The 22263-nt window shown below is 61.1% G+C and carries 20 protein-coding genes; 5 read left to right on the forward strand and 15 right to left on the reverse strand.

Translation table 11 applies throughout. The features are described from left to right. Window positions 1–36 precede the first annotated feature (36 nt). The 11 genes from ACP7C6_RS22350 to ACP7C6_RS22400 all read right to left on the reverse strand — a co-directional run bounded on the left by ACP7C6_RS22350 (window position 37) and on the right by ACP7C6_RS22400 (window position 9660). Window positions 37–516: a DUF2878 domain-containing protein gene (locus ACP7C6_RS22350; protein WP_426109258.1), complete on the reverse strand. Its 480-nt coding sequence runs from the start codon at window positions 514–516 to the stop codon at window positions 37–39. After that, window positions 509–1780 carry an SAM-dependent methyltransferase gene (locus ACP7C6_RS22355; RefSeq protein WP_028618758.1) on the reverse strand — a complete coding sequence of 424 codons (1272 nt, stop codon included), beginning with the start codon at window positions 1778–1780 and terminating at the stop codon, window positions 509–511. The genes ACP7C6_RS22350 and ACP7C6_RS22355 overlap by 8 nt, the downstream gene beginning before the upstream one ends. Continuing rightward, window positions 1767–2576, reverse strand: a complete 810-nt coding sequence (locus ACP7C6_RS22360) for a DUF1365 domain-containing protein (protein WP_426109259.1) — start codon at window positions 2574–2576, stop codon at window positions 1767–1769. The genes ACP7C6_RS22355 and ACP7C6_RS22360 overlap by 14 nt, the downstream gene beginning before the upstream one ends. Next, window positions 2573–3820 (reverse strand): NAD(P)/FAD-dependent oxidoreductase, encoded by a 1248-nt coding sequence (locus ACP7C6_RS22365; protein WP_028618760.1) that lies wholly within the window; start codon window positions 3818–3820, stop codon window positions 2573–2575. The genes ACP7C6_RS22360 and ACP7C6_RS22365 overlap by 4 nt, the downstream gene beginning before the upstream one ends. Beyond that, the gene (locus ACP7C6_RS22370; RefSeq protein WP_028618761.1) at window positions 3817–4599 is read right to left on the reverse strand and encodes an SDR family NAD(P)-dependent oxidoreductase; all 783 of its coding nucleotides are present in this window, start codon (window positions 4597–4599) and stop codon (window positions 3817–3819) included. The genes ACP7C6_RS22365 and ACP7C6_RS22370 overlap by 4 nt, the downstream gene beginning before the upstream one ends. Then, on the reverse strand, window positions 4596–5018 hold the full coding sequence (locus ACP7C6_RS22375; RefSeq protein ID WP_426109260.1) for a nuclear transport factor 2 family protein: 423 nt from the start codon (window positions 5016–5018) through the stop codon (window positions 4596–4598). Before ACP7C6_RS22375 ends, ACP7C6_RS22370 begins: the two co-directional genes overlap by 4 nt. Beyond that, window positions 5011–6456, reverse strand: coding sequence for a deoxyribodipyrimidine photo-lyase (phrB, locus tag ACP7C6_RS22380; protein ID WP_028618763.1), 1446 nt, complete (start codon window positions 6454–6456; stop codon window positions 5011–5013). The genes ACP7C6_RS22375 and phrB overlap by 8 nt, the downstream gene beginning before the upstream one ends. After that, on the reverse strand, window positions 6457–7386 hold the full coding sequence (locus ACP7C6_RS22385; RefSeq protein WP_122554838.1) for a MerR family transcriptional regulator: 930 nt from the start codon (window positions 7384–7386) through the stop codon (window positions 6457–6459). Window positions 7387–7389: 3 nt separating this feature from the next. Continuing rightward, window positions 7390–8349 carry a YbgA family protein gene (locus ACP7C6_RS22390; RefSeq protein ID WP_426109261.1) on the reverse strand — a complete coding sequence of 320 codons (960 nt, stop codon included), beginning with the start codon at window positions 8347–8349 and terminating at the stop codon, window positions 7390–7392. A gap of 112 nt (window positions 8350–8461) precedes the next feature. Then, entirely contained in the window at window positions 8462–8677 is a 216-nt protein-coding gene (locus tag ACP7C6_RS22395) for a TIGR02450 family Trp-rich protein (RefSeq protein WP_028618766.1), read from the reverse strand. Further along, a complete protein-coding gene (locus ACP7C6_RS22400; RefSeq protein WP_028618767.1) occupies window positions 8674–9660 on the reverse strand; it encodes an NAD(P)/FAD-dependent oxidoreductase in 987 nt (328 codons plus the stop codon). Before ACP7C6_RS22400 ends, ACP7C6_RS22395 begins: the two co-directional genes overlap by 4 nt. A 210-nt stretch (window positions 9661–9870) precedes the next feature. Between ACP7C6_RS22400 and ACP7C6_RS22405 the strand changes: the two genes are divergently transcribed. Both ACP7C6_RS22405 and hemH read left to right on the forward strand, forming a co-directional pair. Continuing rightward, window positions 9871–10770 (forward strand): TIGR01777 family oxidoreductase, encoded by a 900-nt coding sequence (locus ACP7C6_RS22405; RefSeq protein WP_353631841.1) that lies wholly within the window; start codon window positions 9871–9873, stop codon window positions 10768–10770. A gap of 14 nt (window positions 10771–10784) precedes the next feature. Then, window positions 10785–11810, forward strand: coding sequence for a ferrochelatase (gene hemH / locus ACP7C6_RS22410; protein WP_426109262.1), 1026 nt, complete (start codon window positions 10785–10787; stop codon window positions 11808–11810). A 104-nt stretch (window positions 11811–11914) separates the two neighbouring features. Here the strand turns inward: hemH and ACP7C6_RS22415 are convergent, their stop codons facing one another. Both ACP7C6_RS22415 and algW read right to left on the reverse strand, forming a co-directional pair. Then, window positions 11915–14011: a TonB-dependent siderophore receptor gene (locus tag ACP7C6_RS22415; RefSeq protein ID WP_028618770.1), complete on the reverse strand. Its 2097-nt coding sequence runs from the start codon at window positions 14009–14011 to the stop codon at window positions 11915–11917. Window positions 14012–14123: 112 nt separating this feature from the next. Further along, the gene (gene algW, locus ACP7C6_RS22420) at window positions 14124–15278 is read right to left on the reverse strand and encodes a Do family serine endopeptidase AlgW (protein WP_028618771.1); all 1155 of its coding nucleotides are present in this window, start codon (window positions 15276–15278) and stop codon (window positions 14124–14126) included. Window positions 15279–15379: 101 nt separating this feature from the next. Here algW and ACP7C6_RS22425 point away from each other — a divergent pair, with 101 nt between their 5' ends. The 3 genes from ACP7C6_RS22425 to cysN all read left to right on the forward strand — a co-directional run bounded on the left by ACP7C6_RS22425 (window position 15380) and on the right by cysN (window position 19100). Continuing rightward, a complete protein-coding gene (locus ACP7C6_RS22425; RefSeq protein ID WP_016977054.1) occupies window positions 15380–16138 on the forward strand; it encodes a Nif3-like dinuclear metal center hexameric protein in 759 nt (252 codons plus the stop codon). Window positions 16139–16274: 136 nt separating this feature from the next. After that, entirely contained in the window at window positions 16275–17192 is a 918-nt protein-coding gene (gene cysD, locus ACP7C6_RS22430) for a sulfate adenylyltransferase subunit CysD (RefSeq protein WP_005784641.1), read from the forward strand. A 9-nt stretch (window positions 17193–17201) separates the two neighbouring features. Beyond that, a complete protein-coding gene (gene cysN, locus ACP7C6_RS22435; RefSeq protein ID WP_028618773.1) occupies window positions 17202–19100 on the forward strand; it encodes a sulfate adenylyltransferase subunit CysN in 1899 nt (632 codons plus the stop codon). Between the two features lie 147 nt (window positions 19101–19247). Here cysN and ACP7C6_RS22440 read toward each other — a convergent pair whose 3' ends face one another. Then, window positions 19248–20147 carry an acyltransferase gene (locus ACP7C6_RS22440; RefSeq protein WP_426109263.1) on the reverse strand — a complete coding sequence of 300 codons (900 nt, stop codon included), beginning with the start codon at window positions 20145–20147 and terminating at the stop codon, window positions 19248–19250. Beyond that, window positions 20148–22247 (reverse strand): phosphate acetyltransferase, encoded by a 2100-nt coding sequence (gene pta / locus ACP7C6_RS22445; protein ID WP_033896986.1) that lies wholly within the window; start codon window positions 22245–22247, stop codon window positions 20148–20150. It abuts the gene before it with no gap. Window positions 22248–22263: the final 16 nt, after the last annotated feature.

The following is a 22263-nucleotide window of genomic DNA, read 5'->3' on the forward strand; positions in this document are numbered from 1 at the left end:
AAGCGGATGACGCAGGTGTGAAACGACTGACAGACGTCAGCGCGCCAACCGATGCAACCCCACAAATACCAAGGCCCACAGCAGCGCCAGCGTCGCCATCGTGGGGGCGAGGCCATAACCAAACTGCACCCCCGCCAATTGGCTGCCGGCGTAGTAGGAAAGCGGGCCGCCGAATGCCCCTAGTACCGCCGCACGCCACCAGGGGCGGGCGCTCCAGGCCAGGCAATGGCGCAACGTCGTCGCCAGCAACGCCCACAACAGGATCAACCAGAAGGGAATCAGCGGGCCCGGCTCGGTGAACTGAAACACGCCCAACGTGCGCAACGCAGTGTCCAATAGCGTACCCACGACGGTAACAATGAGGATCAGCCTGGCGTCTGCGGCCCACGAACTTATCCACAACAGATGAACGGCCAGCACCGCCAGCCCAACGAATAACCATGCACTGTCACCGCCGAGTACGCAGGCAAACCAGCCGCACTGAAAGAGCGCGGCGTTGGCCAGGGTCTTAAGCACTGAAGCGACCGAGCAGCGGCGGGTTGATCGCCGAAGGTTTGGCCAGCAGCAATTGCGCCGTGCCGATGGTGCGCTCCATGAAGCCACCCTCGCAGTAACACAGGTAAAACTCCCACAGGCGCAGGAAATACTCGTCGTAGCCCAGTTCGGCGAGGCGACCGTGGGCGCGGCGAAAATTCTCATGCCACAGGCGCAGGGTTCGCGCGTAATGCAGGCCAAAATCCTCCATGTGCAGCAGGTTCATATCGGTATCGCGGCTGACGATGTGCAGCATGTTCTGCACGCAGGGCAGGGCGCCGCCGGGGAAGATGTAGCGCTGGATAAAATCCACGCTGCGCTTGGCCTGTTCAAAGCGTTGCTCACGAATGGTGATGGCTTGCAGCAACATCAGGCCGTCGCTCTTGAGCAAGTGCGCGCACTGTTTGAAGTAGGTCGGCAGAAAGCGATGGCCCACCGCCTCGATCATCTCAATCGACACCAACTTGTCGTACTGGCCAGTAAGGTCGCGGTAATCCTGCAACAGCAGCGTGACCTGCTCTTGCAAGCCCAGGGCTGCGATGCGTTTTTCGGTGTAGGCGAACTGTTCCTTGGACAACGTCGTGGTGGTGACCTTGCAGCCATAATGCTGCGCCGCGTACAGCGCCATGCTGCCCCAGCCGGTGCCGATCTCCAGCAGGTGGTCGCCGGGCTTGAGGGCGAGTTTCTGACAGATGCGCTCCAGCTTGTTCAATTGCGCCTGTTCCAGAGTGTCGTCGGCGGTCAGGAATTGAGCCGCCGAGTACATCATGGTCGGGTCGAGGAATTCCTCGAACAGGTCATTGCCCAGGTCGTAGTGGGCGGCGATGTTCTTCTGCGAGCCCTTGCGCGTATTGCGGTTGAGCCAGTGCAGGCCCTGAGTGAAGGGACGTGCCAGGCGTGCCAGGCCGCCTTCCATCGCGTCGAGTACGTCGAGGTTGCTGACCATCACGCGAACCACTGCGGTGAGGTCCGGGCTGCTCCAGTAACCGTGGATAAATGCCTCGCCGGCACCGATGGAACCGTTGGCCGCCACCAGGCCCCACACGGCCGAATCAAGGATCTGGATTTCGCCCAGCAGGTGCGCTTCGCGTGCGCCGAAGACTTGCCGCTCGCCGTCTTCGATCACCACCAACTGACCATGGCGCAATTGGCTGAGTTGACGCAGCACGGCTTTGCGCAGCAGCGCGGCAGTCATGCCGTTGACGTTCAGGCGATGGGTCTTGACCGATAAACTAGGGGATTTCATGGCGGCGATCCTTGGTGTACCCGACTGCAGTGCGAGAGGCGCCATCGGCGGCCCGGTGGGAAAAAATCGGTGTGCGTTTGAGCAACAGGCGCAGGGCCTGCCAATAGATCGCGAGACACGTCTTGGCGGTCATCCACGGAAAGCGCCATAGGTAGCGGTGCAGGCTGGCACGGTTGAGCGTCTCTTTTTGCAGGCTCAAGGTGGCGTCGAAGACTTTCAATTCGCCTTGCCAGTCAGCCATGTGCACGCCGAGTTTGGCGGCGGGCGGGCTGAAGCTCATGCGGTATTCCAAGTCGCGCGGCAAGAACGGCGACACATGGAAGGCCTTGGCCACGGCGAAATGCTGGTGCTCATCCGTGCCCAGGGCCAGGGCCGGCAGCACGTAGTGATATCGCTCACGCCACGGGGTGTTGGTCACTTCACACAGGATCGCGGCCAGACGTCCGTCGGCCTCGAAGCAGTAGAAGAAACTCACGGGGTTAAAAGCCAGGCCCCAACTGCGGGCCTGGGTCAGTAGGCAGATAACGCCCTGGGGTGTACGCCCCAGTGCCTTGCCGACTTCCTGGCGCACGGCATCGCTCAAGCTGATGCCGGTGCGCGTCAATTCACGCAGATAGTCCTGCTGGCGAAAACCGAAGGGCGCCAGGTGGCTACGCCCGGCCAGGGGCGAAAGGCCAAGCACTTCGTGTTCTTCGCTCAAATCCAGGTACAGCAAGCCGATGCGGTAGCGAAAGGCATGGGCCTTGGGCGCAAACCGGCGATGGGCAATCCAGCCGCTGTACAGGGCGCTGTTCACAGGGTTTCCCCAAAGGCTTGGGCCACGTGCAGCGCGCTGACCACGCCGTCTTCGTGAAAACCGTTGGCCCAGTAGGCGCCGCAATAAAAGGTATTGCGCACGCCGGATATTTCTTCCCGACGCCCTTGAGCGGCCACCGCCGCCAGGCTGTATTGCGGGTGGGCGTAGGTGTAGCGGGCAAGCACTTTCAGCGGGTTGATCATCGTCGTCTGGTTGAGGCTGACGCAAAAGGTGGTGGCGCTGTCGATGCCTTGCAGGATGTTCATGTCATAGGTCACTGCCGCCTGCTTCTGCGCAGTGCCGCTGAGCCGGTAGTTCCAGCTGGCCCAGGCCAGTTTGCGATCGGGCAGCAGGCGAGTGTCGGTGTGCAGCACCACGTCGTTGTCGGCGTAGGGCAGGGCACCCAGGATGTCTTGTTCGGCCTGGCTCGGGTCGGCCAATAACGCCAGGGCCTGGTCGCTGTGGCAGGCGAAGACCACGCGATCAAATGCCTCGCTGCCGGCCGGGCTGTGGATAACCACGCCATCGTCGGTGCGCTCGACGTTATGCACAGGGCAATTGAGGCGGATCTGTTCACGAAAGCTGCGGGTCAGCGGTTCGATGTAGCGGCTGGACCCCCCCTCGATCACGCACCATTGTGGGCGGTTGCTCACCGACAGCAAACCGTGGTTCTTGAAGAAACGCACGAAGAACTGCAGGGGGAAACCTAGCATGTCGGCCAGCGACATCGACCAGATCGCCGCGCCCATCGGTACGATGTAATGGCGGATAAACCGCTCGCCGTAACCGTTGGCGTCGAGGTAGTCGCCCAGGGTCATCTCGGCGCTGATGCGCTGTTCCTGCAGGTCGAGCGGCGCCTGGCGATTGAAGCGCAAGATGTCACGCAGCATGCCCCAGAACCTCGGCGACAAAATATTGCGGCGCTGGGCAAACAAGCTGTTGAGGTTATTACCGTTGTATTCGAACCGAGTGTGCTCGTCGCACACCGAAAAGCTCATCTCGGTAGGCTTGTACGTTACCCCGATCTGCCCCAACAGGCGGATGAAGTTGGGGTACGTCCAGTCGTTGAATACGATGAAGCCCGTGTCCACCGCATAGCTTTGGCCCTCGACGGTCACGTTGACCGTGTGGGTATGCCCGCCGATGCGGTCGCCCGCTTCGAACAGCGTGATCTCATGCCGGCGGCTGAGCAGGTAGGCGCTGGTCAGCCCTGCAATGCCGCTGCCGATGATGGCGATCTTCACAGGTCGTCCTTCTTCGGCGGCTGGCTGCGCAACATGCGCTTGCCAATGACCAATTGTGCGCGGTTGGGCAGTTTCGACAGTGGCCAGAGAGCGGCGATGAACAACGCGGGGAAGGCAATTTCCAGCGGACGCTTTTCCAATTTATTGAAGATGTGTTTGGCGGCTTTGTCCGCCGGCCAACTGAGTGGCATCGGGAAATCATTGCGTTCGGTCAACGGCGTGTCGACGAAACCCGGACTGATCACCGTGACGTCGATGTTTTCCGGCGACAGGCTGATGCGCAATGATTCGAACAGGTAGCGCAGGCCGGCCTTCGACGCGCCGTAGGCTTCGGCGCGTGGCATCGGCAGGTAGGTCACGGCGCTGGCGACACCCACCAAGTGCGGCGTTTGCCCGGCGCGTAACAGCGCAAGGGCGGCTTCGATGCAATAACTGCTGGCCAGCAGGTTGGTGCGCACGACGTGCTCGATGATGGACGAATCAAACTGCCGCGCGTCCACGTACTCACAGGTGCCGGCATTGAGGATCACGGTGTCCAGCGAACCCCAGGCCCCCCCGATATGTTCGCCGATCTCACGCACGGTCTGGCTGTTGGTCAGATCGCCCGCCACCACCAGCACCTGGCCGGGATAACGTTGCGCGAGCGCTTCCAAAGGCCCTTTGGTGCGCGAGCTGAGCGCCACGTGGGCGCCGCTGTTGAGCAACTCCACGGCCAATGCGGCCCCGATGCCACTGCTGGCGCCGGTCAGCCAATAACGGCGGGGCGATGTACTGCTCATCCCATTCTCCTTTTCAGCCAACTGATGACGCGGCCCAGTACGGGCAAGTGTTCGTACAGCAGGGCACCGGCATCGAAGTAATCGCGATGGCGGTACACCTTGTCACGCCACATCAGGTGCGAGCAGCCTTCCACGCGGATGACGTAGCCGTCCGCCAGGCGCGGGTGGCAGAAACTCATTTCCCAGCGCAGGTAACCTTCGCCTTCGGCCACCTGGTCGAAGCCGTGGAAGTGGAAGCGCAGTTGGCTGACGTTGCTGTACAGCTCTGCGAAGTAACGGTGCATGGCGGGCAGACCGTGTACTTCGTGCAGCGGGTCGGCAAAGGCGATGTCCTGGCTGTACAGGTTGTCGAGCAAATGCAGATTGTGCTTGTCCAGCGTGGCGAAGGCCTGGGCGAAGCGGCGCAGGAAGTCACTCATGTTCGCCTCCGACAGCTTGGCGCGAAGGCAGGCTGCGGAAGGCGGCCAGGGCGCGTTCGCGGGACTTTTTCAAGTCGACAATCGAACGCGGGTAGTCGGCCACGCCGAACAAGCCGCCGACGGCTTCGGGGTTGTGCACTTCTTTTTTATTCAGTGCGGCCAATTCCGGCAGCCAGTGCTTGATGAAAATGCCCTCGCTATCGAATTTCTCCGACTGGCTCAATGGGCTGAAAATCCGGAAGTACGGTGCCGAGTCGGTGCCGGTGGATGAGCTCCACTGCCAGCCGCCGTTATTGGCGGCGAGGTCGCCATCGATCAGGTGGCGCATGAAGAAACGCTCACCTTCGCGCCAGTCGATCAGCAGGTTCTTGGTCAGAAACATCGCCACCACCATGCGCAGGCGGTTGTGCATCCAGCCGGTTTCCAGCAGTTGGCGCATGGCCGCGTCGATGATTGGCAAGCCGGTGCGCGCTTCCTGCCAGGCGGCGAGGTCCTTGGGCGCATTGCGCCAGGCCACGGCTTCGGTTTCGGGGCGGAAAGCGCGGTGACGAGAAACCCGTGGGTAACCCACCAGGATGTGCTTGTAGAACTCACGCCAGAGCAACTCGTTGATCCAGGTGATGGCGCCCATGTCGCCACTTTCAAACTCGCCGCCATTAGTTTGCAGTGCGGCATGCAGGCACTGACGCGGCGAAACCACACCCGCCGCAAGGTAGGCGGACAACTGGCTGGTGCCGGGCTTGGCAGGGAAGTCGCGCTCGTCTTTGTAGTAGCTGATTTGTTGATCGGCAAAGGCGTCGAGGCGGCGCCGGGCTTCGTCTTCACCGGCCGGCCAGAGGGCGCGCAGGCTATCGCTGGGTGGTTCGAAACCTTCGACCGTCTTTGGGATCGGGTCGTTGTTCAGCTTGATCGGTGCCTGGGCCTTTGGCGCTGCGACGATACGCGGCAGGGCGCTGTGCAGACGGGTGTAGCAGACCTTGCGGAATTGGCTGAACACCTGGAAATACGTGCCGGTCTTGGTCAACACGCTGCCGGGCTGGAAGAACAGTTGGTCGAGGTAGCTGTGGAAGGTCACGCCATCAGCTTCCAAGGCCTTGGACACGGCCGCGTCTCGGCGACTTTCGTGGATGCCGTATTCCTCGTTGACGTGGACTGACTCCACCGATAGCTCGCGGCACAACCTGCTCAATACGTCGGGTGCCTGATCCCAAGTGGCCGCAGTGCGAATCAACAGGGGGATGTTCAGTGCGCCCAGCGTCTTGCTCAGGTCTTGCAAGTTGCGCAGCCAAAAGTCCACTTTGCACGGCGCATCGTCATGGTCCAGCCATTGCTGCGGCGTGATCAGGTACACGGCCGCCAGCGGGCCCCGCTGGCTCGCGGCGGCCAGGGCGGTGTTGTCGTGTAGGCGCAGGTCGGTGCGCAGCCAGATCAAATGCATTTAAACAAGTCCACGCTGGATCAGTAGCTGGTGGGCCGACAACAGGTCTTCGGCGACGAACAAATCAGGAATGTCTTGGGTTAATACGGTCAACTCGGCTTGGTGGATGCATACCGTTGGTCCGACCATCAATTTTGGGCAACTGACGCCACCCAAAAGTTTTGCGAAAGCCGACAGATGGAGCGCCTTGCTCGAATACAGCAGCACCGCGCGCGGTTGCAGGTGTTCTACCGCCAGGGCCAGCTCACCGGCAGGCAGCGGCCAGTCGAATACTTCTACCGGGCAGTCGGCACTGCTGGCGAGCCAGGCGCTGAGCCACAGGTGCGGCTCCAGGGGAACGTCGGACTGGTTCACCAACAGCAACGGCGCGCCATGCAACTGACGATTGTTGTGATAAATACGCGCGCCGAACTTGCTGCGCAGCCAGGACAAGAAAAACACCCGCTCCATCTGCGCGCCGAACTGGCCTTGCCAGCGTTTTTCCAGCTCCTGCAACAGTGGCAATAACAGCTGCTCGCACAGGGTGCGCGGCGGGTATAGCGCCATGGCTTGGTTGAAAGCGTCATCCACACGGCGTTCGGCCAATTCGCTGATGGCTTGCACAAGGCTCTGGCGCAGGGTGTGCCATTCGTTTTCAACGATATCGGGAACAGTGAACGCTGAGTCGATCAGGCCTTTGACTTGACTCACCGGCACGCCGCGATTGAGCCAGGTGAGGATGGTGTGGATGCGTTGGACATGTTCGGCGCTGAACAACCGATGACCTTTAGGCGTGCGCTGGGGCACGATCAGGCCATAGCGGCGCTCCCACGCGCGCAGGGTCACGGCGTTGACGCCGGTCTGGCGCGCCACTTCGCGGATCGGCAGCCAGCCGTCTTCGAGGGCTTGGGTGATGTCTTCGCCGGGGTCGTCTTGCAGGACAGCTTTCATGGTCTAAATCGCATTTCGCAGGCTGAGGTTTTCCGGGTGCGGCTGCAGGTAGGCCTGTTGCGCGATGTAGCGGTCCGGGTGTTGGCGAAAGTGGTGCTTGAGCAGGGTCAGTGGCACCACCAGCGGCACGATGCCTTGGCGGTACTGGCCGATGAGGGTTTGCATTTCCTGCTTGTCGTCGGTACTGATGACTTGTTTGAGGTAACCACTGATGTGTTGCAGCACGTTGGTATGGGTGCCACGGGTGGCGCATTGGCTCAGGCCGGTCATCAAGTCGCTGAAGTAACAGGTGGCCAGTTCATCGAGGTGGGTCTCTTTGGTCATGCTGCCCAGCAGGTGCCCGAGGCTTTTGTAGTGCGCCGGGCTATGGGCCATCAACAGGTATTTGTAGCGTGAATGAAAGGCCAGCAGCCGGTGGCGGGTCAGGCCTTCGGCCAGCAGCTGTTGCCAATCGGCGTAGACGAAAACGCGGGTCAGGAAGTTTTCTCGCAGCACCGGGTCATTCAATCGACCGTCTTCTTCCACTGGCAGATTGGGGTGACGCGCACAAAATGCTTGGGCGTAGATACCACGCCCGCCGCCGTCGACCGGGGTGCCGTTGTCGCGGTACACCTTGACCCGCTCCAGTCCGCACGACGGCGACTTCTGCATGAAGATGTAGCCGCACAGGTCGGTGTGCTCCGACGCCATCTGCCGGCCGTAATCGTCCAGTGGCTGAGTGACGTTCAGTTCGCGGTGTACCGTGCCGACGGCTTGCGGGTGGGCCGGGTCGCCCACCAGGCGGATCGGTTCGCGTGGAATGCCCAGGCCGATGGCGACCTCCGGGCACAGCGGCACGAAGTCGAAATAGTCGGCGAGAGTCTGGCTGCATAGCAGGGATTGTTTATGGCCGCCGTTGAAGCGCACGTTCTGGCCCAATAGGCAGGCACTGATGCCGATCTTCGGTTTGGTGGTGCTGGACATAAGCGAACCCCTGCAAGATTCCTGTACAAAATTAAAGTCTTGTACAACTAAATCTCATCATAGGTTCGATGCTGTACAAGTCAAATTATTTGTACAAGTTTTTGCAGGTCAGCTATTTCCAGCCGATTTTCCAGGCGTCATCGTTTTGCAGGGTTTGCCAGGCGCAGCGTTCGGTGCGACGGGTCATGACGGCTTGCAGTTCGATTTCCAGCACGACGCCTTCTTCATCCCGAAACAGTTCGGTGACCAAGAAGTGTTTTTCTTTGTTGCGAGGCTGAGCTGCTGTCCATTTCGACAGCAGCAGTTTTGCAGGATTGATGCGGTTCATTGCAGGTGTTCGATCAAGCGTCTCGCGGCTTCCTGGCCACTGAGCCAAGCCCCTTCGACCCGGCCCGAAAGGCACCAGTCGCCACATACATAAAGGCCCAGGTCGGCATCGGCCAGCACGCCGAATTCATGGCTATTGGACGGTCGAGCATAGAGCCAGCGGTGCGCCAAGCTGAAAGAGGGCGCGGGCATGGCGCTGTGCAGCAGTTCGGCGAAGGCGCCATGCAGATGCTCGATCACCGCTTCCTTGGGCAGGTCCAGGTGGGCCTTGCTCCATGTGCTGGTGGCGTGCAGTACCCACGTGTCGAGGTGGGTGTCACGCCCCGGTTTGCTGCGGTTGCGCGCCAGCCAATCGAGGGGGCTGTCTTGCACGAAACAGCCTTCCATCGGCGTATCCAGAGGCTTTTCGAAGGCCAGGGCGATGGCCCACGTTGGGTCCATCTTCACGCCGGCGGCGGCACTGGCCAACTTGGGCGCTGCAGCCAGCAGGGCGGTTGCCTGGGGCGCTGGGGTGGCGATGATCACGTGGCTGAACGGGCCGTGGTTTTCGCCGTCGGCGTCCAGCAGGTTCCAGTGTTGTTTGCCTTGAAACACCTCGGTGATGCGGCACCCGAACTCCACCGGCAGGTCGTCGAGCAGGGCGCGGGTGATGGCGCTCATGCGCGGCGTGCCGACCCAGCGGATCTGTTCATCGGGGGAGGGGGTGAGTTGGCCGGACTTGAAGTTGTACAGCTGGGGTTTCCATTGCTCGGCCCAGCCATTGCTTTGCCAGCGTTGCACTTCGTTGACGAAGCGCCGGTCGCGGGCGGTGAAATATTGTGCGCCCATGTCCAGGGAGCCGGCATCGCTACGCTTGCTGGACATGCGGCCACCGCTGCCACGGCTTTTATCGAAGAGTTGTACAACGTGCCCCGCGTCTCGTAACGCTCGGGCGGCGGAAAGACCGGCGATGCCGGTGCCGATGATCGCGATGGGAACAGTCATAGGGGGCCTCGTTTTACCGTTGGGTACAGACTACGCCGACACCAATAGCTGTACAATATTGTTTTTTGGTATAAGTTTTGGCTTACCTGTTCTTACGGCGTGACCTATGGTTAAAGCAGAGGCTTAATCCAATGTTACGCCCGTTCAAATTGATCCCTGCTTATAAAATAGACTAGCGATGGGCGGCGAACGTTACATGAGGAACATCCCATGCACATTTTGCTGACCGGCGGTACTGGCCTGATCGGCCGCCAACTCTGCCAGCACTGGCTCGCGCAGGGTCATAGGCTGACGGTGTGGAGCCGTCATCCGGAACAGGTTGCCATGCGATGCGGTGCTCAAGTCGCGGGCGTCGAACACCTGCAACAGGTTGTCGGTCCGGTGGATGCGGTCATTAACCTGGCGGGTGCGCCGATCGCTGACCGCCCGTGGACTCACAAGCGCAAGGCGCTGTTGTGGAGCAGCCGCATCAGCCTTACAGAAACTTTGCTGGCGTGGCTTGAAGGCCTGGAACAAAAACCAGCGGTGTTGATTTCCGGTTCGGCGGTGGGCTGGTACGGCGACGGCGGCGAACGCGAATTGACCGAAGCCAGCGGCCCGGTGCAGGACGATTTCCCCAGCCAGTTGTGCATCGCCTGGGAAGAAACCGCCCTACGCGCTGAAGCGTTAGGGATTCGCGTGGTGTTGGTGCGGACCGGTTTGGTGTTGTCAGCCGAGGGCGGCTTTTTGTCGCGGCTGTTGCTGCCTTTCAAACTGGCGCTGGGCGGGCCTATCGGCAATGGTCGGCAGTGGATGCCGTGGGTGCATATCAAGGATCAAATCGCCCTGATTGATTTTCTTCTGCACAAGCCTGATGCCAGTGGTCCTTATAATGCTTGCGCGCCACACCCGGTGCGCAATCGCGAGTTTGCGAAAACCCTCGGCCAGGTGTTGCACCGCCCGGCGTTCATGCCGATGCCGGCCTTTGCATTGAAGGTGGGCCTGGGCGAGCTGTCCGGCCTGCTGTTGGGCGGTCAGAAGGCGGTGCCCGAGCGCTTGTTGGCCGCCGGTTACACTTTCCAGTTCACTGAGTTGCGCGCGGCTCTGGATGACTTGTCCAGCCGCCTCTAGAGATAGGATGTTGCATGACGGATCACGCGTTGTTACTGGTCAACCTGGGCTCGCCAAAGTCCACTTCGGTGGCCGATGTGCGCAGCTACCTCAATCAGTTCCTGATGGACCCTTATGTGATCGACCTGCCGTGGCCGGTGCGGCGCTTGCTGGTGTCGCTGATCCTGATCAAGCGCCCCGAGCAGTCGGCCCACGCCTACGCCTCCATCTGGTGGGATGAGGGTTCGCCGTTGGTGGTGCTCAGTCGCCGCCTGCAACAGCAGATGACTGCGCAGTGGACCCAAGGCCCGGTGGAATTGGCGATGCGCTACGGCGAACCGTCCATTGAAAGCGTGCTGACGCGCCTCGCCGCCCAGGGCATCCGCAAAGTCACCCTGGCGCCGCTGTACCCGCAGTTCGCCGACAGCACTGTGACCACGGTGATTGAAGAGGCCAAGCGGGTTGTACGTGATAAGAAGCTGAGCGTGCAGTTCTCGATCTTGCCGCCGTTCTACGACCAGCCGGAATACCTCGACGCGCTCGCGGCGAGTGTCCGCTCCTATGTGGAGCAGGATTACGATCACCTGCTGCTGAGTTTCCACGGCCTGCCAGAGCGTCATCTGACCAAACTTGACCCGACAGGCCAGCATTGCTTCAAGGATGCCGACTGCTGCAAGAACGCCTCGCCTGAGGTGTTGAAAACCTGCTACCGCGCGCAATGTTTCAGCGTCGCCCGCGATTTTGCTGAACGATTGGGCTTGCCGGAAGATAAATGGTCGGTGGCGTTCCAGTCACGCCTGGGCCGCGCCAAATGGATCGAACCCTACACCGAAGCGCGCCTGGAAGCCCTGGCTCAGCAAGGCGTGAAAAAGCTGCTGGTGATGTGCCCGGCGTTTGTCGCCGACTGCATCGAGACTCTGGAGGAAATCGGCGATCGTGGGCTCGAGCAGTTCCGCGAGGCTGGGGGGGAAGAGTTGGTATTGGTGCCGTGCCTGAATGATGACCCGCAGTGGGCGAAGGCACTGACCACCCTTTGCGAACGGGCACCGCAATCATTGTAGGAGCGAGCTTGCTCGCGAAGGACGTCAACGATAACGCAGCGCTTCTGAGTTAACGTCGCGCTCTCAGGGTCTTCGCGAGCAAGCTCGCCCCTACAGGGAGGCGTTTAGAGCTTTAGGGTCAAGCTGAGGGTGAGATTGCGCGGCTCTCCGGGATTGATCCAATAACTGCTGTACGACCGCTCGTAGTACTTCTCATCAAACAGGTTGTTGAGGTTCAGTCCGACAGTGACGTTGTCAGTGGCCTTGTAATGGGCCAGCAGATCAACGGTGTGATAGGCCGGCAACTCAAAGTTCGTGCCGGCCTCCCCTGAACGATCGCCCACATACGTGAACGCCGCGCCCAGGTCCGAGCCGCGCAACGCGCCATCCTGGAACTCATACACCCCCAACAGACTGCCGCTGCGCTTGGCCACGCCAAGGATGCGGCTGCCGGCCGGAATGGCTTTATCGCCTTTGGTCACTTCAGCGTCGATGTAGGCAAATGCACCAATCACCCGTACGGCATCGGTCACTTGCCCGGTCAGTTGCAGGTCAAAACCCTGGCTGCGCGCCTTGCCCACGGCACGGTTGAGATTGGTGGCCGGGTCCAGGGTCAGTACGTTTTCCTTTTCGATATGGAAGGCGGCGAGGGTGGCGCTGAGGCGGTCGTCGAACAGCTCGCTCTTGATTCCCACTTCATAGCCCACGCCTTCTTCGGGCTTGAAGGATTTGTTGTTGGCGTCCAGGCCGCTGTTGGGCTTGAACGACGTTGAGGCATTGGCGAACACCCCGACTTGCGGTGTGAGCTGATAGAGCAGGCCGGCGCGTTGGGTAAAGGCGTCGTGGGTCTGCTTGCTCTTGGCGTGGTTGCGCGTGAAGTCGTCGATGCTCTGCTCGAAATGTTCGAAGCGCGCACCGGCCATACCGCGCAGGCGGTCGGTGAAGATGATTTGGTCTTGCAGGTTCAGCGCGTGGCTTTTGGTCTGTTCGAAGAAGTCAGTACCGGAGCGCGCGCCGTTGGGTTTGGGCTTGCCGTAGACCGGATTGTAGATGTCGATGGGGTAGCGGCTACCGCCAATCGCAGTGACGCGTTCTTTCTTGCGGTAGTCCTCGTATTCGGTGCCGATCAGCAACTCGTGCTGCCAACTGCCGATATCGAACATTCCCCGCAGTTCAAGCTGGGTGATGCTGTCGTGCCAACCCGTGGAGCGTTCGCGGTAGCGGCGGTCGATGGTGTGGCCGTCGGCATTCAGCGCGCGGTTTTCCGAGGCGTCGCCCCACAGGCTGCCTTGCTTGTAGTGGCTGGCCAGACGCAGTTTCCAGGCGTCATTGAGGTGGTGTTCGAGGGTCGCCTGAATGCGGTTGTTGTGGTTGTCGATATCGCCATCGTTGGGTTCGCCGAGGAAGGTGGAGCGGGATACGCCGGGGGCGTCGACAATGCCACGGTCGAAGGTGGAGCTGTGGCGTACGAATTCGCTTTCCACCAGCAGGCTGGTGTCCGGGTCCAGTTGCCAACTGAACGAAGGCGCGACGAATACCCGCTTGCTTTGCACGTGGTCGCGGAAGCTGTGGTTGTCTTCTACCGCCAGGTTGACCCGAGTCAGCACCTTGCCTTCGCTGTCCAGCGGGGTGTTGACGTCAATGGCCGTGCGATAACGGTCCCAACTGCCGGCGCTGGTTTGCAGGGTGGTGAAGGCTTCAGGCTGGGGCTTCTTGGTGACGATATTCACCGTGCCGCCAGGATCGCCACGGCCATACAGGCTGGCGGCGGGTCCTTTGAGCACTTCGATGCGCTCGATGTTCGCCGCGTCCGGTGTGCTCGGGTAGCCACGGTTAGCGCTGAAGCCGTCCTGATAGAACTCCGACGTGGTAAAGCCGCGCACGCTGTATTCGTAGAGTGTCAGGCCACCGAAGTTGTTCTGCTTGGACACGCCGCCGGCAAACTCCAGGGCGCGCTCCACGTTGCTGCTGCCGAGGTCTTTGAGCACCGTGGCGGGAATTACGCTGATGGACTGTGGGATGTCGCGAATGGCGGTGTCGGTCTTTGTCGCGCTGGCCGAACGGGTGGCGCGGTAGCCTTTGACGGGCCCGGTGGTGGACTCATAGGCCTCGGTGGTGACGCTGATGGCGTCGAGTTCCAGGGTGTTTTCTTCGGCGTAGGCGGGGTCGAGCAGCAAACCCAGGGCCAGGCCAGCCAAGGGGGCAATTCTTCGAGACGGCATGATAGAGCGTTCCAATAGCGATATTGAAACAATATAACATGACCGATGAGAATGAATTGCTTTGAAATATAAGCTTACAGGTGCCCGCGTACGAGCACCTGTGAGTGACGGGTTATTCCTCTTCCTTGACCGGCGCAGGCGGCGGACGCAGCCCGATTTCCGCCAGCAACTTGATCTCTTTGCCGTTGCGCATCACCTGGATCGCCACCTTGTCGGTCGGCTTGATCCGCGCCACCTGGTTCATCGACTTACGGCCATCGCCGGCCGGTTCGCCATTGATGCTGAGGATCACATCGCCCAGTTGCAGGCCGGCTTTCTGCGCCGGGCCGTCGCGGAAGATCCCAGCGACCACGATGCCTGGGCGTCCGGTCAAGCCAAACGACTCGGCCAGCTCCTTGGTCAACGGTTGCACTTCAATCCCCAGCCAGCCGCGGATTACCTGGCCGTGCTCGATGATCGACTTCATCACTTCCATCGCCAGCTTCACCGGGATCGCGAAACCGATGCCCTGTGAGCCGCCGGACTTGGAGAAAATCGCCGTGTTGATACCGGTCAGGTTGCCATTGGCATCCACCAGCGCACCGCCGGAATTACCTGGGTTGATCGCCGCGTCGGTCTGAATGAAGTCTTCGTAGCTGTTGAGGCCCAACTGATTACGCCCGGTGGCGCTGATGATGCCCATGGTCACGGTCTGGCCCACGCCGAACGGGTTGCCGATGGCCAGTGCCACATCACCGACGCGCAAACCATCGGAACGACCGAGGGTGATGGACGGCAGGCTTTTCAGGTCGATCTTCAGTACCGCGAGGTCGGTTTCCGGGTCGCTGCCCACCACGCGGGCCAGGGTTTCGCGGCCGTCACGCAGGGCCACCACAATCTGGTCGGCGCCGGTGGTCACGTGGTTGTTGGTGAGGATGTAGCCTTCGGGGCTCATGATCACGCCCGAACCCAAGCTGGATTCCATGCGCCGCTGCTTGGGCCCGTTGTCGCCGAAGTAGCGGCGGAACTGCGGGTCTTCAAACAGCGGGTGCGCCGGTTTGTTGATGACCTTGGTCGTGTACAGGTTGACCACCGCCGGGGCGGCGATGGTGACCGCGTCGGCATAAGTCACTGGGCCTTGCACCACCGCGCTGGTCTGCGGTGCCTGTTGCAGGTTCACATCCAGGCTGGGCAGGCCCACCAGCTCGGGGTAACGCTGAATAATCAGCATCGCGATCAGCACGCCAGCCAACAATGGCCATCCAAAAAAACGCAGCGCCTTGAGCATCAAGTAAGTCCTGACAGGTTGCAGGGGGCGAGAGAGCGCCCATAATGTCGCGCATTATACGAGGCTGCGACGCCTGCGAACGGGATATTTAGGAGTCTTTTATGGCCGTCCCCCTTACCACCCTCGTCGAGGAAGCGGACCGCTACCTTGGCAGCGCTAAAATTGCCGACTATTGCCCCAATGGCCTGCAGGTCGAGGGCCGCCCTCAAGTGATGCGCATCGTCAGCGGCGTGACCGCAAGCCAGGCCTTGCTGGATGCTGCCGTCGAAGCCCAGGCCGATTTGATCCTGGTGCACCACGGCTATTTCTGGAAAGGCGAAAACCCCTGCATCACAGGGATGAAGCAGCGTCGCCTCAAGACGCTGCTCAAGCACGACATCAGCCTGTTGGCCTACCATCTGCCGTTGGACTTGCATCCCGACGTCGGTAATAACGTGCAACTTGCCCGTCAGTTGGATATCACGGTCGAAGGCCCGCTGGACCCGAGCAACCCCAAGATCGTCGGACTGGTTGGCTCCCTCGCCGAGCCCCTGTCGCCCCGTGATTTCGCCCGCCGTGTGCAGGAGGTCATGGGCCGTGAACCGCTGCTGATCGAAGGCAGCGAAATGATCCGCCGTGTCGGCTGGTGCACCGGCGGTGGTCAGGGCTATATCGACGACGCGATTGCGGCCGGTGTCGACCTGTACCTGAGCGGTGAAGCCTCCGAGCAAACTTTTCACAGCGCCCGCGAAAACGACATCAGCTTCATCGCCGCCGGCCACCACGCCACCGAGCGCTACGGCGTACAGGCCCTGGGCGATTACCTGGCGCGGCGCTTTGCCCTGGAGCATCTGTTCATCGATTGCCCCAACCCGATTTGAGGGCCAAACCTGGAGGTATATTCATATACCGTTTCGATCTAGATGGCTCCCTGAATAGAAGCAGGTGCTGTGCTAGCATGCCCCGCTCGAACACGGCCCGCTGGCCGTCCATAAGATCGTTTTTCCGTGAGTAACCATGGTCGACAAACTGACGCATCTGAAACAGCTGGAGGCGGAAAGCATCCACATCATCCGCGAGGTCGCCGCCGAGTTCGACAACCCGGTGATGCTCTACTCGATCGGTAAAGACTCCGCCGTGATGCTGCACCTGGCACGCAAGGCCTTCTTCCCGGGCAAACTGCCGTTCCCGGTGATGCACGTCGACACCCGCTGGAAATTCCAGGAGATGTACAAGTTCCGCGACAAGATGGTCGAGGAGCTGGGCCTGGACTTGATCACCCACGTGAACCCGGACGGCGTGGCGCAGGGCATCAACCCCTTCACCCACGGCAGCGCCAAGCACACCGACATCATGAAGACCGAAGGCCTCAAGCAGGCCCTGGACAAGCATGGTTTCGACGCGGCCTTTGGCGGCGCCCGTCGCGATGAAGAGAAATCCCGCGCCAAAGAGCGCGTGTACTCATTCCGCGACAGCAAACACCGCTGGGACCCGAAAAACCAGCGCCCCGAGCTGTGGAACGTCTACAACGGCAACGTCAACAAGGGTGAGTCCATCCGTGTGTTCCCGCTGTCCAACTGGACCGAGCTGGACATCTGGCAGTACATCTACCTCGAAGGCATCCCGATCGTGCCGCTGTACTTCGCCGCCGAGCGTGAAGTGATCGAGAAGAACGGCACGTTGATCATGATCGACGACGACCGCATCCTCGAGCACCTGTCCGACGAAGACAAAGCCCGAATCGTCAAAAAGAAAGTACGTTTCCGTACCCTTGGCTGCTACCCGTTGACGGGCGCGGTGGAGTCCGAAGCCGAGACGCTGACGGACATCATTCAGGAAATGCTCCTGACGCGAACTTCCGAGCGCCAGGGCCGTGTCATCGACCACGATGGTGCAGGCTCGATGGAAGATAAAAAACGTCAAGGCTATTTCTAAGGGGCTGTCATGTCGCATCAATCTGATTTGATCAGCGAGGACATCCTCGCCTACCTGGGCCAGCACGAGCGCAAGGAAATGTTGCGCTTCCTGACCTGCGGCAACGTCGACGACGGCAAGAGCACCCTGATCGGGCGCCTGCTGCACGACTCCAAGATGATCTACGAAGATCACCTGGAAGCCATCACCCGCGATTCGAAGAAGTCCGGCACCACCGGCGATGATATCGACCTGGCACTGCTGGTCGACGGCCTGCAGGCCGAGCGTGAGCAAGGCATCACCATCGACGTTGCCTACCGCTACTTCTCCACCGCCAAACGCAAATTCATCATCGCCGACACCCCCGGCCATGAGCAGTACACCCGCAACATGGCCACCGGTGCCTCCACCTGTGACCTGGCGATCATCCTGATTGACGCGCGTTATGGCGTGCAGACCCAGACCCGTCGCCACAGCTTTATCGCCTCGTTGCTGGGCATCAAGCATATCGTGGTGGCCGTCAACAAGATGGACATCAATGGCTTCGACCAGAGCGTATTCGAGCAGATCAAGGCCGATTACCTGAAGTTCGCCGACGGTATCGCGTTCAAGCCGAGCACGCTGGCGTTCGTGCCGATGTCGGCGCTCAAGGGCGACAACGTGGTGAACAAGAGTGAGCGTTCGCCTTGGTACACCGGGCAGTCGCTGATGGAGATCCTCGAAACCGTCGAGATCGCCAACGACCGCAACTACACCGACCTGCGTTTCCCGGTGCAGTACGTCAACCGTCCGAACCTGAACTTCCGTGGTTTTGCCGGCACCTTGGCCAGCGGCATCGTGCACAAGGGCGACGAAGTCGTGGTGCTGCCGTCGGGCAAGAGCAGCCGCGTCAAATCCATCGTCACCTTTGAAGGTGAGCTGGAACACGCTGGCCCAGGCCAGGCCGTGACCCTGACCATGGAAGACGAGATCGACATCTCCCGTGGCGACCTGCTGGTACACGCCGACAACGTGCCGCAAGTGACCGATGCCTTCGACGCCATGCTGGTGTGGATGGCGGAAGAGCCGATGCTGCCGGGCAAAAAATACGACATCAAGCGCGCCACCAGCTACGTGCCGGGTTCCATCACCAGCATCGTGCACCGCGTGGATGTGAACACCCTGGCCGAAGGCCCGGCGAGTTCGCTGCAGTTGAACGAGATCGGCCGGGTCAAGGTCAGTCTCGACGCCGCCATCGCCCTGGACGGTTACGACAGCAACCGCACCACTGGCGCGTTCATTGTCATCGACCGTTTGACCAACGGCACCGTGGCGGCGGGCATGATCATCGCGCCGCCGGTCACCCACGGCAGCTCGGCGCATCATGGCAAGCTGGCTCACGTCGCCACCGAAGAGCGCGCACTGCGCTTTGGTCAGCAACCGGCTACCGTGCTATTCAGCGGCCTGTCGGGCGCTGGTAAGAGCACCTTGGCCTACGCGGTTGAGCGCAAGCTCTTCGACATGGGCCGTGCAGTGTTCGTGCTGGATGGCCAGAACCTGCGTCACGACCTGAACAAGGGCTTGCCGCAGGACCGGGCCGGTCGTACCGAGAACTGGCGTCGTGCCGCCCATGTGGCGCGTCAGTTCAACGAAGCGGGCCTGCTGACCCTGGCCGCGTTCGTGGCCCCGGATGCCGAAGGCCGTGAACAGGCCAAAGCACTGATCGGCGCCGACCGCCTGCTGACGGTGTACGTGCAGGCGTCTCCGCTGGTGTGCGCCGAGCGTGATCCGCAGGGGCTGTACGCTGCTGGTGGGGATAACATCCCTGGCGAGTCCTTCCCGTATGACGTGCCGTTGAATGCCGATCTGGTCATCGACACCCAGGCCTTGTCGTTGGAAGAAAGCGTCAAGCAAGTGCTGGAGCTGTTGCGTCAGCGCGGCGCGATCTAACCCTCGCGGCCACAAAAAGCCCGCCACCGAGTGATCGGTGGCGGGCTTTTGCATTGTGGGTGTTGCGTCGGACGCTATCGCCGGCAAGCCGGCTCCTACATTGGAGTGCGAGCAATTGTAGGAGCCGGCTTGCCGGCGATGGGGCCCTCAAGGCTTGCGCGGATATTCCTGATGCAGCGTGTCCAGCAGCGCATCTTTCTCTTCCCACAACCGGTTGATCCAGCCCTGGAACGCCGTCCGATACTCCCCATCCTGCTCATAATTCTTGCCAATGAACGCGGCCGGGATCTGCACTTCTTCGAACTGCACCACCACGTCCTTCACATTCCCACACAGCAAATCCCAATACCCAGGACGCCCGGCCGGGTAGTGAATGGTCACGTTTACCAGTGACTTCAACTGCTCGCCCATGGCATCCAGCACAAACGCAATGCCGCCAGCCTTGGGCTTGAGCAAGTAGCGAAACGGCGAGTTCTGCTGGGCATGTTTGCCCGGCGTAAAGCGTGTGCCCTCGGCAAAGTTGAAAATACCCACCGGGTTGTCGCGAAACTTCGCACAGGTCTTGCGGGTGGTTTCCAGGTCCTTGCCTTTCTTTTCCGGGTGTTTTGCCAGGTAGGCCTTGGTGTAGCGCTTCATGAACGGAAAGCCGAGCGCCCACCACGCCAGGCCAATCACCGGCACCCAGATCAGCTCCTGCTTGAGGAAGAATTTCAGCGGGCGAATCCGGCGGTTCAGCACGTATTGCAACACCATGATGTCGACCCAGCTCTGGTGGTTGCTGGTCACCAGGTACGAGTGCTGGTAATCAAGGCCTTCAAGTCCGGTCAGGTGCCAGCGGGTGCGGCCTACCAGGTTCATCCAGCCCTTGTTGTTGGTCACCCACGCCTCATGGGTGTGGTTCATCAGCCATTCGCTGAAACGCTTGGCAAATGGCAGCGCCTTGAACAGCGCCACGATAAACAGGAACGAACACAGTAGGATCGTGTTCAGCGCCAGCAACAGCGAAGCGATCACCCCGCGCACGGCGGCAGGTAGAAAATCCAGCATTTAGATATCCATAGGTCGGTTGGCGGCTTGGATCGCGGTGAGCGCGATGGTGTACACGATGTCGTCTACCTGGGCGCCGCGCGGCAGGTCGTTGACCGGTTTGCGCAGGCCTTGCAGCATCGGCCCCAGGCTCACGCAATCAGCGCTGCGCTGCACGGCCTTGTGGGTGGTGTTGCCGGTGTTGAGGTCGGGAAACACAAATACCGTGGCCTTGCCGGCGACCTGGCTGTTGGGCGCCAACTGCCGGGCCACGTTTTCGTTGGCAGCGGCGTCGTATTGCAACGGGCCGTCGATCAGTAGCGAACTTTGCTGCTCGTGGGCAAGCAGGGTGGCTTCGCGGACTTTTTCCACTTCTTCGCCGCTGGCCGAATCGCCACTGGAATAGCTGATCATCGCCACGCGCGGGGTGATGCCGAACGCTGCGGCCGAGTCGGCGCTTTGCAGCGCAATCTCCGCCAACTCCGCCGCGCTCGGGTGCGGGTTCATCACGCAGTCGCCGTACACCAGCACCTGCTCAGGGAACAGCATGAAGAACACCGACGACACCAGCGTGCAGCCCGGCGCCGTTTTAATCAGCTGCAGGGCAGGGCGGATGGTGTTGGCGGTGGAGTGAATCACCCCTGAAACCAGGCCGTCCACTTCGTCCAGCGCGAGCATCATGGTGGCGATCACCACCGTGTCTTCCAGTTGCTGCTCGGCCATCGGCGCGTTGAGGCTTTTGCTCTTGCGCAGTGCCACCATTGGCTCGACATAGCGTTGGCGAATCAGGTCCGGGTCGAGGATCTCCAGGCCTTCGGGCAGTTCGATGCCCTGTGCGCGGGCGACCGCTTCCACGTCCGCCGGTTTGGCCAGCAACACGCACCGGGCAATGCCTCGCGCCTGGCAGATGGCGGCGGCTTGCACGGTCAGTGGCTCGCTACCTTCGGGCAATACGATGCGTTTGTTGGCGGCCTGGGCACGCTGGATCAACTGATAGCGGAACACCGCCGGCGACAGGCGCATTTCCCGTGGTGTACCGCAACGTTGGTGCAGCCAGCGCGCATCCAGATGGCTGGCGACGAAATCGGTGATGATCTCCGCGCGTTCGCGGTCATCAATCGGGATTTCCTTGTTGAGGCTGTTGAGCTGGTTCGCCGTGTCGTAGGAACCGGTGCTCACCGACAACACCGGCAGCCCTGCCTGGAATGCGCCACGGCACAATTCCATGATGCGCGGGTCGGGCAGGGTATCGCTGGTCAGCAACAGGCCGGCCAGGGGGACGCCGTTGATCGCGGCGAGGCTGACGGCGAGGATGATGTCGTCGCGGTCGCCGGGTGTCACCACCAGTACGCCGGGCTTGAGCAGCTCCACGGTGTTGCGCATGGTACGGGCGCAGATGATGATTTTGGTCATGCGCCGGGTTTCGTAGTCGCCGGCGTTGAGGATCTGTGCGCCCATCAGGTCGGCCACGTCGCGGGTGCGCGGGGCGTTGAGTTCCGGTTGATAGGGAATGCAGCCGAGCAGGCGGAAATCGCCGCTGCGCAACAGGGGCGAATGCTCTTTGAGGCGCGCCGCAAAGGCTTCCATGCTTTCGTCGGTGCGCACCTTGTTGAGGATCACGCCGAGTACTTTCGGGTCTTTGGGGCCGCCGAACAGTTGGGCCTGCAATTCCACACGTCCGGAGAGTTCGGTGAGCACTTCGTTTTCCGGGGCCGAGACCAGGATCACTTCCGCATCCAGGCTCTTGGCCAGGTGCAGGTTGACCCGCGCCGCATAGCTGGCGCTGCGGGTTGGCACCATGCCTTCGACGATCAGCACGTCCTTGCCCACGGCGGCTTGCTGGTACAGCGTGATGATTTCTTCGAGCAGTTCGTCGAGCTGGCCGTCGCCGAGCATGCGTTCTACGTGGGCCAGGCCCAGGGGCTGTGGCGGCTTGAGGCCGTGGGTGCGCGCTACCAGCTCGGTGGAGCGCTCGGGGCCGGTATCGCCGGGGTGCGGCTGGGCAATCGGCTTGAAGAAGCCGACTTTCAGTCCGGCCCGCTCAAGGGTTCGCACCAGCCCAAGGCTGATGGAGGTCAGACCCACACCAAAATCGGTGGGCGCGATAAAAAAAGTCTGCATGCGAATTCTCTGAAGG

It is taken from the genome of Pseudomonas sp. TWR1-1-4 (genome assembly GCF_049897165.1).
Classification (GTDB): domain Bacteria; phylum Pseudomonadota; class Gammaproteobacteria; order Pseudomonadales; family Pseudomonadaceae; genus Aquipseudomonas; species Aquipseudomonas canadensis.